Raw genomic sequence first — 13167 nt, forward strand, 5'->3', positions numbered from 1 at the left:
TTTGCCGCACTCGTTAGCCGCAACCACCAGAGTTAATTTTCAAGAATGTATATTACCGATTCAGCCTGTATATCGCCCCAGCGCACTTTTGACAATGCTTTTTTTGAAGGCGATATCAAAGTGCATGAAGGTGACAGGTACATTGCGATTGAACCTGCCTATGGTCAGCTTATCCCCGCCGGACTACTCCGGAGAATGGGTAAAGCGGTACGGATGGGAGTAGGAGCGGGCCTTCCGCTCATTCAGCATGCGCAGATCGAAGGAATTGTACTGGGTACCGCCAATGGCGGCCTCGAAGATTGTTTAAAATTCCTGAACCAGATTGTCGACTATAACGAAGGCACGCTTACGCCAACCAATTTCGTGCAAAGCACGCCCAACGCGGTAGCGGGCAACCTTGCATTGATGAGCAAAACGACCGGCTATAATACCACCCACGTGCATAAGGGCCTGGCATTCGAAGCGGCATTGCTGGACACCATGCTGCTGCTGGAAGAAAAGCGCGGCAAAACGTTCCTGGTCGGAAGCATTGAGGAAATCTCAGATTACAACCATAACATCGACCTGCTCGCAGGCTCTTTCAAAACCGGCCATTTTACGTCGGAAAACCTGTTTACACTTGATTCCCCAGGCTCCGCAAACGGGGAGGGGGCAGCGATGTTCATTGTGGATGCGGAACGTGCAGACAATACCATCGCGCAGATCCGGGATGTATTTCAAAGCAATAACCTGGCTGAAAAGGAGCTGGCGCCGGTGGTGAATGCCTTTCTGCAGAGAAATGGCCTGCAACCCGCCGACATCGATGCGGTAATCATGGGTATCAGTGGCGATAACCGGACCGATCACTGGTATTTCAATCTCCAAAAAGCATTGTTTGAAGGAGCCAACATCTATACCTACAAAAATATGGTGGGCGATTATCCCACGGGTTCCGCTTTCGCGACGTGGATGGGTGCGCAGGTGCTCGCGGGTAAGCGCGTGCCTGAGGCGTGCGTGTGGGCACAAAAAAATCCCCGCACTCCGAAGCATATCCTGATTTACAATCATTATAAAGCTTCGCAGCACGGGTTTATATTGCTAGGGGCCTAGATCAGATCTGGCCCGCTTCTTCTGCTTTTTCCTTCATTCTAATCACCTTCGCGAGCGTCGGCAGGATGGTATCGTGCTTTTTTACGAACGGGTTGCTCTGGTCCCAAACGTAGCCGGCGAGTACCGAGCAGATTTGGCGCTTGATGTCCTCGTCGATATGTTTCGCAAATACAATGGTTTGGAAATCACCGGTGTACCAGCCGCTCACGTAGCTACGGAACACGTCGATGCCTTTCTGGATCACTTCCTCATATTCCTTTTTCCAATCGACAGCCTCGCCCTGCAAATGCTTGTGCGTCATTTTGGCTGAAAGAAGGCCCGAGGCGGTCGCAAATGTTACCCCTGAGGAGAAAATAGGGTCGAGGAACTCGGTACTGTTGCCGGAAAGAACAAAACCTTCGCCCGACATTTTCGTAACACCGATCGAGTAACCCAGGATCGCCCGCGGCTCGAATTTGAGCTGCGAGTCAGCAAAGCGGCCATGCAGGTCTTCGAAGTTCCGGATAAATGCTTTGTACCCTTCGCCATTGTTTTCGGCCAGTGCTTCGATCCTTTCACGGTCGCCGACAATACCCACGGATGTCGATCCGTCGGAGAACGGGATCGCCCAGATCCACGACTTATTGTTGTCGAACGAATGCACAAAAATGTTGTTGCTGGCGGTTTCAGTGCGGTTTTTGTCTTCTAAATGCGAGAAAACCGCGCCCCGGGGCGTGAATGCCGACGGCTTGCTCAAATCGAATAGTCTTGGCAAAACACGACCATAACCGCTCGAATCGATGATGAATTTAGCTTCAATACGGTGCGCATTGCCTTCGGCGTCCTTATAATCGACGATCTGCTTTTCGGGGCCGCATTGTACGGCAGTAACCTCGCATTCGAAGTTGACATCCACCCCTTTTTCGCGGGTAGCTTCTGCCAGCTTGCTATCGAAATCGGCCCGTTTTACCTGCCAGGTCCACGTCCAGCCTTTGGTAAACTGGTCTTCGAAGAGGAACTCACACCGCTTTTCACCGCGCATGAACGCTGCGCCCGTTTTTTTCTGAAAGTTCAATGGCTCTATCGCCTCCCGCAACCCGGCTTCCGTTAAGTGCTCCATGCAGCATGGGAGCAGGCTTTCCCCGATCTGGAAACGGGGAAATTTCTCTTTTTCCAGGATCGTGACGTCGTAGCCTTGCTTTTTCAGGTAAGAAGCCGCGACAGTTCCGGCAGGGCCGGCCCCAATAACCAGCACATCGACAGTTTGCATATTCAGGCGTTTTTTACTTTTTGAATGAGTTTTTCTTTATCTACAAATGAGAAGCATGTTACAAATGCGCTGACGGTCACCCCTAAAATCCCATGCAAGGAAACGTTCTGCCCCGTCAGGTGCAAGTTCGGAATTTTGGTGCGGGTATTAATCCGCGTCTTCATCGGCGAAGTCGAATCTTTGAGAATGCCGTACATCGTGCCGTTGCCATTGCCGATATAATCCCGGAACGTAAGCGGTGACGCGCTATGTATGGCTTTGATATCGCCCGAAATACCCGGAAAAACGGTTTCCAGCCGCGCGATTACCTGTGCTTCTTTCTCCTTTTTGAATTGCGCATATTCCGCATGCCGCTTGCCAGGCTCGGCCACTGTACTGAAAGTTCCGGCCCACTGCGCGGTTTCGGAAGCGTCCATGTAGCACATAACGGACATAGAATCAGCATACTCCCCCTTTTTGGAAATATAGGGCGTGCAAATGAAATAGGTCTGCGGCCAGGTAGCCTGGTCGTATTCAACCCCGTTCCATACGTCGTCGATATGGTGCTGGTAAATATTGTAATTGAGGTATTTGAAGCTGTTTTCCTGAAACGAAATGTGCACCAGGAACGTAGAAATGCTGTTTTCGAGTGTCTGGACCCGATTTTTATAAACACTCAGAAACCGCTCCTGGCCGAAAATATCGATGGTGACAGCCGGGTGCACGTTGGAAATAAATTCTTTTCCCCGGAAAGTCTCCCCGTTTTCACAAACCACCTCGGTAATGTGGCCTTTTTCGTTGTAATGGGCCGACACTACTTTCTTATGCTTGTAAATCTCCCCGCCATGCTGGCGCACCGCCCGGCTGAGTTGAATGGCGATCTGTGAACCGCCATCCACGAATTTGTAAGCACCCGTAAGGTAACTTTTCATGATGAGCGCATGCACGTAAAACGGCGTTTTGTGTTTCACACCGGCATACAAAAGGTTGCTGCCCGCCAGTACATTCCGCAGCCTCACGTTGTCGGTGAGGGAGGCAATGAAGTCGTAGGCGTTGAGGGAGAGCACGCCTTCCTCCGTGAGGTAGCTGTCGCCGGCTGTTTCCAGGTTGTAGAGCGGGAATTTCTCACAAATTTCGTTGAGTTTGTTGCAATAGGTGTGAATCGCCTCTGCTTCTTCGGGGAAGTAGGCGATGAGCTGCTGCTCGAAATGCTCCATTCCCTGGGCATAGGCGTACTCGCAGCCGTCATCGAAACGAATGAGGTCGAACTGGTCGTCGTTCAGCCGTTTTAGTTTCAGCTTGTCAAGAATACCGAAGTATTTGAAGAACTGGTAGAGGTTTTCGCCTTCGTCGAGCCCGCCTACATAATGTACGCCGGTATCGAAAATGCTCTTATCGCGGCTGTAAACCTGCAAATGCCCGCCGATCTGGTGGTTTTTTTCCAGTACAACCACACTGTAACCTTCCATGGCCAGTATGGTAGCGCAAGCCAGACCGCCCAGTCCGCTTCCAACAATCACAAAATCGTATTCCTTTTGCACGGCGGAAGTTTGCATTTAAATATCTATTCGGGAAATGCTAGTTAGTAATCGGCCCGGTTACAGGCTGCTGGGCTGTAAGTTTACGCAACACGAAAAGCACATTGGAGGTGTTCGATGAATGCTCCTGCATTTCATATCCAAAACCATACCGCGCCGCGAAGTCACGGATGTCCCGGGACGAAAAGAAATGGAAATCATCGGTTTTCCGGTTGAAGGCAAACAAGCCTGTCGACAACGCTTCTGTTTTTTGCGTATTCTCGTGTTTCGCGGTCAGGTCGGTAATGCCGTCGCGGATAAAAAGCAATCCATCCGGCGCGAGGGCGGTGGCGCACCGGTCGAGTAAAATACGCTGTTTTTCTTCCGATAAGTAATGCAGTACGTCATTGAGGAATATGACATCCTGCGAGCCGAGGTCGGCGGTCATAATGTCCTGGTACACAAACCGCAGGTTGCCGGTTTTGTTGTAGCTGTTTTCCGCGATTTCGATTTTATCCTCGTCGTAATCAATGCCCGTGATCAGCCGCTCTTCATTTTTGTAATGCAGGAAAAACGATAGGTAACCATACCCGCAACCCACATCCAGAATGCGCTTCCGATCACCGATCAGCTCATTATAGTAGGTGAAATTCGCACTTTCCAGTCGCCATTTTACTTTGAAATACCATTCGAGCACCGGCCCTTTAAAAACATAGTTGGTGAAGATTTTGTGTTTCAAATAGCCGGTATCCTCCATTTCATACTTGAATGCGGCGAATTCCTGCTTGTAGAAGGCGGCGATAGCCTTCGTTTTGTCGCGCAGCGTCGCGCCCCAGCGGGCGTCTGCATACGTAATGCGGGGGAGCACGCGCACGTTGAGTGCACCCGGGCGGATGAGGAAATCGTTTTTCGGCAGCACATCGTGTGCACCATGAAGTAACAGGGGTTGAATGTCGAGGTTCAGTTGCTCGGCCAGGTAGAACGCGCCTTTGTGGAAGCGGGCAATGTTACCGTCTTCGGAGCGCGTGCCTTCCGGGAAAATGAGGATGGAATAGCCGTCGGCTACCAATGCACGCACTTTTTCAATATTTTCTTCCGGGCCGTCCTCGCTGTACACATAACCCGCATAACGGATAATAGGCCCAAAAAACGGCGATTTGTACACCCAGCCTTTCACCATCAGCACGATTTTCGGGTGCAGCATAATGGCCAGCAGAATGTCGAGGAACGAGGTATGGTTGGCGATGAAGATCACCGGCTTGTTCATATCGAGGTTTTCGCGGCCGGAGATATTCTTCCGCACATGCGGGCCCGAGTAAATCACCGTTTTGGCGTAAAAAGAAAGCGAATTGTTGATCGCCGCCTTCTTTTTCTTCTTCGACATCGGCAGCAATAGAATGGTTACCAGTTTGGAATGCAAAAACAGGCAGCCCGAAAGGAAATAGGTGAAGCTTGAAATGCTGATCAGGAAGGGCAGCATCGTGACAGGCGCCTTCTTTTTGGCAATGCGTTTTTGTACAAAAAGATCGAAGAAAACCGGCTGGAACACAAAGGATATGAACAGAATGCAGACAATCCCCAGCACGCTGATCAGCGAAATCGAGTGAATGGCGGGGTGTTTGGCAAAAATCAATACGCCGGTACCTATTAATGTGGTTGTTGCAGATAGCGCGATCGCGGCCTGGTAGGAGCGGAGCGTGTCCTTGCCGGATTTGTATTTGCTCAAAAGCCCGTCGGTGACGAAAATGCTGAAATCGTCGCCCAGGCCGAAAATGAATGTGGTCACGATCACATTCACGAAGTTGAACTTGATACCGAGAATGGCCGCAATGCCTAAAATCCAGATCCAGCTGATCACCATCGGGAGGAAGGACAGCAATGTGAGCTCGATACGGCCATAGACGACGAGCAGGGTGAAAAATACAATGGAGGCCGAAATCAATAGCAGGTAATTGAAATCGTCCTTCACCATGGTCAGCAACTCGCCTGCGAGTTCGCCGCGGTCGAAAAGCTCGACGCCCGGAATGGCCCGCAGTTCTTGTTTGGCTTCTGCCAGTTTGCTCTGATCCACCACTACCGTAGAAATGAATGTCGTTCCCGAAGCTTTGATGTCAATCAGGTTATCGACGCCCAGTTCGGTGAAAAGCGTGTCGAGCGAGATATTGGAAGTGCTCCGGCCGGCAATCCAGCCTTTGAAATCATTGAATGCGTAGGCATTGAACCCGTTTTGAGCCGCAGCCTGATTGACTACCCGGAACGTGGAATCGATGCGGCCGGGCGTCCAGAAATCCTGCCAGCGGCGCATCCGCTCGCGTTTGAGGTCCTGCGGGATGAGCAGCGAACCAGAGGAGACGAAACTGACAATGCGGCCCTCGCTGCGCAATGCGTCGAGTTTTTGCCAGGCATTATGATTGACCTTTTCGGCCACATCGCGGCGCGGGTTCGACGCAAAAACGTAGATCCGTTTCTGCTTCCGGGGGTTGATGCCCGTGAGCGCTTCCTCCCGACCGCTCAGTTCGGGGTCCTGAATGCTGAGGTTTTCGAAACCGGCATCAAATTCGGTACCACCGGCAAAAAAGAGGAACACGATCGTCAGCGCGCCAATGCCCGCGAGTGTGATACCGCGCCATTTATCCGGGATAGTGGGAATGCGGAAAGAGCGGTTCTCGCCGGGGATTTTCTGAATGTCGAAAGCCGTCGAAGAAAGCACAACCGGTAAGGCGGTGAGCGTGAAAACGGCTGCGCCGAAGAGGGCGAGTGACGAAAATAGCCCGAAATCCTGCAAGACGGTGGAATTGGCAAAATGCAATGCGCTGAATGCCATGACGGTGGTGAAGCTGCCGGTCAGCAGCGGCCCGCTTACTTCCTTAATAGCTACCGGAATGGAATGGGTATGCCTGAGGTGTGTGAAAAAGTGGAATGCGTAATCGAGGAGGATGCCGAAGATCACCGCGCCCGTAGCGAGGGATATCCCCGAAATCTCCGGGCGGACGTACCCCACGATCCCTAATGCAAACAGTGCCCCGAAAATCCCGGGCATCGTAATATAGATAGGTATCAGCAGCTTGCGGTAATAGGCGATCAGCAGCGCCAGAATGCCTGCCAGTGCCAGAAACGACGTGAAGTAGGAGTCCTGCTTCACCTGTATCGCGTTACGCGCGGCGATTTCGAACGTGCCGAAATAGGAGAAATGGTTATAGCGATGCTGCCGGTTCCACTGGGTTTTGAATGCCTCCATGAGCTCGAAAAGCGCCACATTCTTGTCGGAGCTGCCGGAATCGAAGCTGGTGGAGGCGAAAATGAGGATACTCTTGCGGTCGGCGGTGAACATGATGCCGTCGTCCATCACCATCGCATTCGAGTTGTTGGCGGCATTGAGCTCTTTGAAATACTTGCCGGTAATGCCGAGCGGGTCGTTCAGCACAAATTGTTTCAGGAACGAGCCGCCGGGAGTGAGCAGCTGGTTGTAGGCGGATGCCACCGACGCACGGATCGAGTCGGGTGCAATGCGTGCCTGAATATGGGTATAATAGGAAGGCTCGATGAGCAGCGGGAAGTGGCTGTATACATATTGATATACATCCTCCTGCACATTCGGCCGCTCCGCCTGGATGTTACGCACGTAGCCGTTGGTATAGCGCCCGAGCGAATCGGTGAAATTCTCGGCGATTTCCCGTGCTGCCTCTGTGTCCGTGTCAGCCGGGATTTCGAGTGAAAACACGATCTGGTTGATGATGTTTTTACTTTCCACCAAACGGTTGAACTCTTCGAAGCTTTTACCCTTCGGTAGCGTCGCGAAAATGCTTTCGGTTACTTTTAGCCGCGCAATACCGGCCGCGAGGATACTGACAATGACGAGCAGGCTAAGGAAAAACGCGGCTTTGTGACTGGAAAGGAATTTGTTTAGCCTTAATAGTAAATCTCCTAGCATTGACAGGGGAAACGTGAATGTCCGACAAAATTAATGAATTGTATCACTCAGGCAACTTCCGTGCCTGTTAACCGCTTACCGGGTCGTGTTTGCCTAAACGGCAAAAAAAGATTTATTTTACACCATATTTAATTACGCCAGCACTAAATGAATCGTATTTCATTAGCTCAGATCGAGCAGTATGCTTTTGAAAAGAAGGAATTTATCTTAGCCGAAGACACCCTCCATCAAGTATCCCAATCATTCGCTTTTTTAACGAATTTCTCCAAGGATAAAATCATATACGGTATCAATACCGGTTTTGGCCCGATGGCGCAATACCGTATCGAGACCGACCAGCTCAATAATCTGCAATACAACCTGATCCGCAGCCATTCGAGCGGGGTAGGGAAGCCGTTGAACGAAATATACGCACGGGCGGTAATGCTCGCTCGCCTGAATTCATTTTTGCAGGCCAATTCCGGCGTGAGTACCGCGGTGATCAAGCAATTGGTGGCATTTTTAAATAATGGTGTGGTGCCCGAAATCTTCGAACACGGCAGTGTTGGAGCGAGCGGTGACCTGGTGCAGCTTTCGCATCTCGGCTTGAACCTGATCGGCGAAGGATATGTATACGAAAATGGCCTGCGCCGCAAAACTGCGGAGGTTTTAGCCGAAAAAGGCATTAAACCGCTCAAAATGGAGCTCCGCGACGGCCTCGGGCTGATCAACGGCACTTCGTGTATGACGGGAATGGCGGCTATCAATATTATTTATGCCAAAAGGCTGGTGCAATGGGCCATCACCGCGTCGTCGATGATCAACGAGGCGATCGAATCGTTCGACGACTCGTTCTCGAAACAGCTCAATGCCGTGAAGCACCACAAAGGCCAGCAGGTAGTGGCGCAGCACATGCGCGACTTCGTAGCCGGTAGCGGGCTGATCCGCAGCCGCGAGGAGCTTTTCCGCGACGATACGGCCATGCAGAAGACCGAATTTGAACGAAAAATACAGGAATACTACTCAATCCGCTGCGTGCCGCAAATTCTCGGCCCGGTGCTGGATACGATCCAATATGCGCAGGAAGTGGTTGAAAATGAGTTGAACTCAACCAATGACAACCCGATTGTGCGGCCGGAAGACGACAACGTTTTCCACGGCGGCAACTTCCACGGAGATTATATTTCATTGGAAATGGATAAGGTGAAACTTGTACTCACCAAGCTCACCATGCTCATGGAACGCCAGCTCAACTTCCTGATGAACAGCAAACTGAATGGTAAATTCCCGCCATTCCTCAATGCAGGAACCTGGGGCCTGAACTTTGGTTTCCAGGGGGTGCAGTTTACAGCCACATCCACGACGGCCGAAAGCCAGGCGCTATCGACTTCGGTTTACATTCACAGTATTCCAAACAATAACGACAACCAGGATATCGTAAGCATGGGTACCAACTCGGCGGTGATCGCGAAGCAGGTGCTTGAAAACGCATTCCAGGTAATGTCGATCCATATCATGGCGATCTGCCAGGCAATCGATTTGCTGCATCCGGAGGAAAAGGAGAAACTTTCGCCGAATGCGAAATCGGTTTACGCGCAGATCCGTGAACGTGCAAAGTTCGTTACAGACGACGTGCCGCAGTTCGAAAGCATTGCTGCCGTTTTTGAATATATCAAAGAAACCCCATTCCACTTATGAATTGCGCATTGGTAACCGGTGCATCCAGGGGGCTTGGCAGGGCCATCGCGGTCCAGCTTGCCAAGGACCATGGTTTACATATATTGGTCAATTATGCCTCTAACCAGGCCGCGGCGGAAGAAACGCTGGCGGAAATTCAGGCCAATGGCGGCAGTGGCGAGCTGCTGCATTTCAATGTGCAGAACAAGCCGGAAGTGGACGAAGCATTGAACGGCTGGCGCGAAAAGAACGAAGACAAGTTCATCGGTGTTTTGGTGAATAATGCGGGCATTACCCGCGACGGGCTGTTTATGTGGATGCCGGAGAAGGATTGGGACGATGTACTGAATATTTCCGTGAAAGGGCTTTATAATGTAACCCAGAATGCGATCCAGCAAATGCTGCGGAAACGCTCGGGCCGGATCATCAACATCGCGTCGGTGTCGGGTATGAAGGGCGTGGCGGGGCAAACCAACTACTCGGCGGCAAAAGGGGCGATTATCGCAGCGACGAAATCCCTCTCGCAAGAGGTTGCCAAGCGGAAAATTACCGTGAACGCCGTGGCGCCGGGTTTCATTACGAGCGACATGACCAAAGACCTCAACGAGGACGAATTGAAACAAATGATCCCGATGAACCGGTTTGGCAAGGCCGACGAGGTGGCGCATCTGGTAAGCTTCCTGGCTTCCGACAAGGCTGCGTATATTACGGGAGAGGTAATCAATATTAACGGAGGTATTTACTCATAATCCATGAGCCATAGGGTTGTCATTACCGGTATCGGCATCTATTCCTGTCTGGGCGAGAACCTGGGCGAGGTTACGAAATCGTTGTATGCCGGTAAAAGCGGGATCGTGTTCGATCAGGTAAGGAAAGATTTCGGCTTCCGTTCGGCCCTTACGGGCATGGTACAGGAGCCCGACCTGAAAAACTACCTCTCGCGCCGCCAGCGCGTGGGTATGCACCAGCCCGCGGTGTACGCGTACATGGCTACGCACGAAGCTTTGGCATTATCCGGCCTGGACGTGGACTTCCTCGAACAAACAGAAACCGGCATTATCTACGGCAACGACAGTACCGCGGCGTCGGTGATGGAGGCGATTGATAAAGTCCGGGAAAAGCACGATACGACGCTGATCGGCTCAGGTGCCATTTTCCAGAACATGAACAGCACCGTGAATATGAACCTTTCGACGATTTTCAAGTTGAAAGGCATCAATTTCACACTGAGCGCGGCTTGCGCGTCGGGTTCGCATTCGATCGGGATGGGCTACCTGATGATCAGCCAGGGCTTGCAGGAGCGCGTGATATGTGGGGGCGCACAGGAGATCAATGCGTCGGCGATGGCGAGTTTCGATGGCCTCGGTACCTTTTCGGTGCGTGAATCGGAGCCTACGAAGGCTTCACGCCCCTTCGACCGCGACCGCGACGGGCTGATCCCGAGCGGCGGCGCGGCTACCGTAATCCTGGAATCTTACGAAGCCGCTGTGAAAAGAGGTGCGCCGATATTGGCCGAATTGATCGGCTACGGTTTCTCGTCCAACGGCGATCATATTTCCAACCCCAGCATCGACGGACAGACGCGCTCGCTGCAAATGGCATTGAAACAGGCCGGCATTACCACCGCCGAAGTTGACTACATCAATGCGCACGCCACATCCACACCGGTGGGCGACGGCAGCGAGGCCCGCGCGATTTACGAGGTGTTCGGCGGCGATGTGCCTGTGAGCTCCACGAAATCGATGACAGGGCATGAATGCTGGATGGCCGGGGCGAGCGAAATCGTTTACTCATTGCTGATGATGCAGAACTCCTTCATCGCACCTAATATCAACTTCGAAAATCCCGACGAAGATTCGGCGAAAATCAACATTATTCCGGAAACTAAGGAGCAGGCAATCAACTGTTTTCTTTCCAATTCGTTTGGTTTCGGCGGTACCAATTCCACGCTGATCGTCCGGAAAATCTGAGCGCAGGGCTGGGAAAGAGCCCGTCACATTACTACTACAACTTCGTGAACGGCGGTAGGCTGCCGATCGAAATTCTGTATTTTTGTCAACCTCCAATATTCCATCTGCCAACTGCAATGATTTTCAGTGGAATTTATTGTATGACGTGGAGCTTTTATTTGAAAATTTGGGAATATTTTTAAACTATCGGCAAGAATAAACTAATTTTGTAGCTATGTATGCTAACGACGTAAAAATGAGTTTGGAAGAAGTTATTGAAGAGACCAGAGATTTTTTATCTGAGGAATTTGAGGTAGACCGGGATTTGATTCTTCCTGAAAACAGTCTGAAAGACACTTTGGATCTGGACAGTCTCGACTACGTCGATCTGGTTGTGCTCATAGATGAAAACCTCAATATCAAGCTCACCGGAGAGGATTTTAAAGGAATTGAAACCTTCGGTGATTTCTATCAGCTTGTCGGTAAGAAACTTGCATTGTAAGAATGAGCCGTTGGGACGGTAAGACCAAAGGATCGTTAACGGGTTACAAAATTTTCCTGTTTTTTATCAATACCCTGGGGCTCGGGTTTGCCTACGGGCTCCTGCGGGTAGTTACTTACTACTATTATCTTTTCGCGGCAAAGCCCAGGCGTGCTTTGCTGGATTTTTATCAGAATACCCTTCACATTGCCGGTTCCGATGCCCGAAAAATGGCACGGAAAAACTTCTATATTTTCGGGCAGACGCTCGTGGACCGGGCAGCGTTCCTGCTGGGGAAAGACCGGCAATTCTCTCACGTTTTTGAAAACGAACAATACCTGATCGACATCCGCGATGCAGGTAGGGGGGGCATATTGCTGAGCGCGCATGTGGGCAACTGGGAAACAGCCGGTAACCTGCTGAAAGGCCGCATTACTCCGACCATCAACATCGTGATGCTGGATGCGGAGGTTGAGAATATCAAGAAATACATGGATCTGTCCACCGGCGGCTCGCGTTTTAAGGTGATCGCCATCAAGGACGACCTTTCACATATCATATCCATCCGCAATGCCTTGGTGAACAACGAGTTCGTGGCTATCCACGCGGATCGTTACCTCGAAGGCGCCAAATACATCGAAATGGATTTCCTGGGGCGGAAAGCGAAGTTTCCGTACGGTCCGTTCGTGATCGCTTCGAAGTTCAATGCGCCGGTTACCTTTGTATTTGCAGCCAAGGATGGTAAATACAGCTACCATTTAAGCGCCACGAAGCCGATTGAGGGGAAAATGAAGCCGGAGGAAGTTGCGCAGCTGTATGTAGAAGAGCTGGAACGGAAAGTGAAAGCGTTTCCGGAGCAATGGTTTAATTATTTCAATTTCTTTCAATAATGATCGTCGCCAAAGAGGCCATCACCGACTATATCCCGCATCGTCCGCCGTTTGTGATGATCGATAACCTCGTGAGCGCCACGCGTGAGCAGTTTGAATCCGATTTTACGGTTACCCGCGATAATGTGTTGGTGCAGGAAGGTTTTTTTCAGGAAACAGGGCTGATCGAGCACATTGCGCAGACCTGCGCGGCGTCGTTTGGTTACCTGGACAGGGAGGAAGGAGGCGAGCCCAAAATCGGTTTTATCGGGGCGGTCAGCAAAGTGCTTGTGACTGAGTTGCCTCCGGTTGGTGGTACAATCCGCACGGTGGTTACCCCCTTGCACCGGTTGGGAAATATTTACCTCGTAAAGGGCGAAAGTTTCCTGGATGGGCGTATATTGCTGGGATGTGAACTAAAAATCGTAATAAGCGAGTAACCCCTAA

General features: G+C 51.2%; 10 protein-coding genes. 7 read left to right on the top strand and 3 right to left on the bottom strand.

All coding sequences use genetic code 11. The features are described 5' to 3' along the window. Window positions 1-45 precede the first annotated feature (45 nt). On the top strand, window positions 46-1089 hold the full coding sequence (locus J2Y43_RS29475) for a beta-ketoacyl synthase chain length factor (RefSeq protein ID WP_309991122.1): 1044 nt from the start codon (window positions 46-48) through the stop codon (window positions 1087-1089). Window position 1090: 1 nt separating this feature from the next. On the opposite strand, the gene J2Y43_RS29480 is transcribed toward J2Y43_RS29475, so the two are convergent. Genes J2Y43_RS29480 through J2Y43_RS29490 form a run of 3 tightly spaced genes read right to left on the bottom strand, consistent with a single transcriptional unit; the run spans window position 1091 to window position 7765 of the window. Further along, window positions 1091-2338, bottom strand: coding sequence for an NAD(P)/FAD-dependent oxidoreductase (locus J2Y43_RS29480; protein ID WP_309991124.1), 1248 nt, complete (start codon window positions 2336-2338; stop codon window positions 1091-1093). 2 nt (window positions 2339-2340) lie between these two features. Then, window positions 2341-3873, bottom strand: coding sequence for an NAD(P)/FAD-dependent oxidoreductase (locus tag J2Y43_RS29485; protein WP_309991127.1), 1533 nt, complete (start codon window positions 3871-3873; stop codon window positions 2341-2343). Window positions 3874-3895: 22 nt separating this feature from the next. Beyond that, window positions 3896-7765 carry a 1-acyl-sn-glycerol-3-phosphate acyltransferase gene (locus J2Y43_RS29490; protein ID WP_309991130.1) on the bottom strand — a complete coding sequence of 1290 codons (3870 nt, stop codon included), beginning with the start codon at window positions 7763-7765 and terminating at the stop codon, window positions 3896-3898. 147 nt (window positions 7766-7912) lie between these two features. Here J2Y43_RS29490 and J2Y43_RS29495 point away from each other — a divergent pair, with 147 nt between their 5' ends. The 6 genes from J2Y43_RS29495 (at window position 7913) to J2Y43_RS29520 (ending at window position 13160) form a co-directional block, all read left to right on the top strand. Next, window positions 7913-9442 (top strand): aromatic amino acid ammonia-lyase, encoded by a 1530-nt coding sequence (locus J2Y43_RS29495; RefSeq protein WP_309991132.1) that lies wholly within the window; start codon window positions 7913-7915, stop codon window positions 9440-9442. Beyond that, window positions 9439-10170 carry a 3-oxoacyl-ACP reductase FabG gene (gene fabG / locus J2Y43_RS29500; RefSeq protein WP_309991135.1) on the top strand — a complete coding sequence of 244 codons (732 nt, stop codon included), beginning with the start codon at window positions 9439-9441 and terminating at the stop codon, window positions 10168-10170. Before J2Y43_RS29495 ends, fabG begins: the two co-directional genes overlap by 4 nt. A 3-nt stretch (window positions 10171-10173) precedes the next feature. Then, the gene (locus tag J2Y43_RS29505) at window positions 10174-11391 is read left to right on the top strand and encodes a beta-ketoacyl-[acyl-carrier-protein] synthase family protein (protein WP_309991137.1); all 1218 of its coding nucleotides are present in this window, start codon (window positions 10174-10176) and stop codon (window positions 11389-11391) included. 214 nt (window positions 11392-11605) lie between these two features. Further along, complete coding sequence (locus tag J2Y43_RS29510) at window positions 11606-11872, top strand: phosphopantetheine-binding protein (RefSeq protein ID WP_106596299.1); 267 nt, start codon at window positions 11606-11608, stop codon at window positions 11870-11872. A 2-nt stretch (window positions 11873-11874) separates the two neighbouring features. Beyond that, the gene (locus J2Y43_RS29515; RefSeq protein ID WP_309991140.1) at window positions 11875-12741 is read left to right on the top strand and encodes a lipid A biosynthesis acyltransferase; all 867 of its coding nucleotides are present in this window, start codon (window positions 11875-11877) and stop codon (window positions 12739-12741) included. Continuing rightward, window positions 12741-13160, top strand: a complete 420-nt coding sequence (locus tag J2Y43_RS29520) for a hypothetical protein (RefSeq protein ID WP_309991141.1) — start codon at window positions 12741-12743, stop codon at window positions 13158-13160. Before J2Y43_RS29515 ends, J2Y43_RS29520 begins: the two co-directional genes overlap by 1 nt. The last annotated feature ends 7 nt before the right edge of the window (window positions 13161-13167 follow it).

It is taken from the genome of Dyadobacter sp. BE31 (genome assembly GCF_031457695.1).
Taxonomy (GTDB): domain Bacteria; phylum Bacteroidota; class Bacteroidia; order Cytophagales; family Spirosomataceae; genus Dyadobacter.

Bases quoted from the DNA above. Each gene is read 5' to 3' on its own strand.
- J2Y43_RS29475 (WP_309991122.1), top strand. From the start codon at position 46: ATGTATATTACCGATTCAGCCTGTATATCGCCCCAGCGCACTTTTGAC.
- J2Y43_RS29480 (WP_309991124.1), bottom strand. From the start codon at position 2,338: ATGCAAACTGTCGATGTGCTGGTTATTGGGGCCGGCCCTGCCGGAACT.
- J2Y43_RS29485 (WP_309991127.1), bottom strand. From the start codon at position 3,873: ATGCAAACTTCCGCCGTGCAAAAGGAATACGATTTTGTGATTGTTGGA.
- J2Y43_RS29490 (WP_309991130.1), bottom strand. From the start codon at position 7,765: ATGCTAGGAGATTTACTATTAAGGCTAAACAAATTCCTTTCCAGTCAC.
- J2Y43_RS29495 (WP_309991132.1), top strand. From the start codon at position 7,913: ATGAATCGTATTTCATTAGCTCAGATCGAGCAGTATGCTTTTGAAAAG.
- fabG (WP_309991135.1), top strand. From the start codon at position 9,439: ATGAATTGCGCATTGGTAACCGGTGCATCCAGGGGGCTTGGCAGGGCC.
- J2Y43_RS29505 (WP_309991137.1), top strand. From the start codon at position 10,174: ATGAGCCATAGGGTTGTCATTACCGGTATCGGCATCTATTCCTGTCTG.
- J2Y43_RS29510 (WP_106596299.1), top strand. From the start codon at position 11,606: ATGTATGCTAACGACGTAAAAATGAGTTTGGAAGAAGTTATTGAAGAG.
- J2Y43_RS29515 (WP_309991140.1), top strand. From the start codon at position 11,875: ATGAGCCGTTGGGACGGTAAGACCAAAGGATCGTTAACGGGTTACAAA.
- J2Y43_RS29520 (WP_309991141.1), top strand. From the start codon at position 12,741: ATGATCGTCGCCAAAGAGGCCATCACCGACTATATCCCGCATCGTCCG.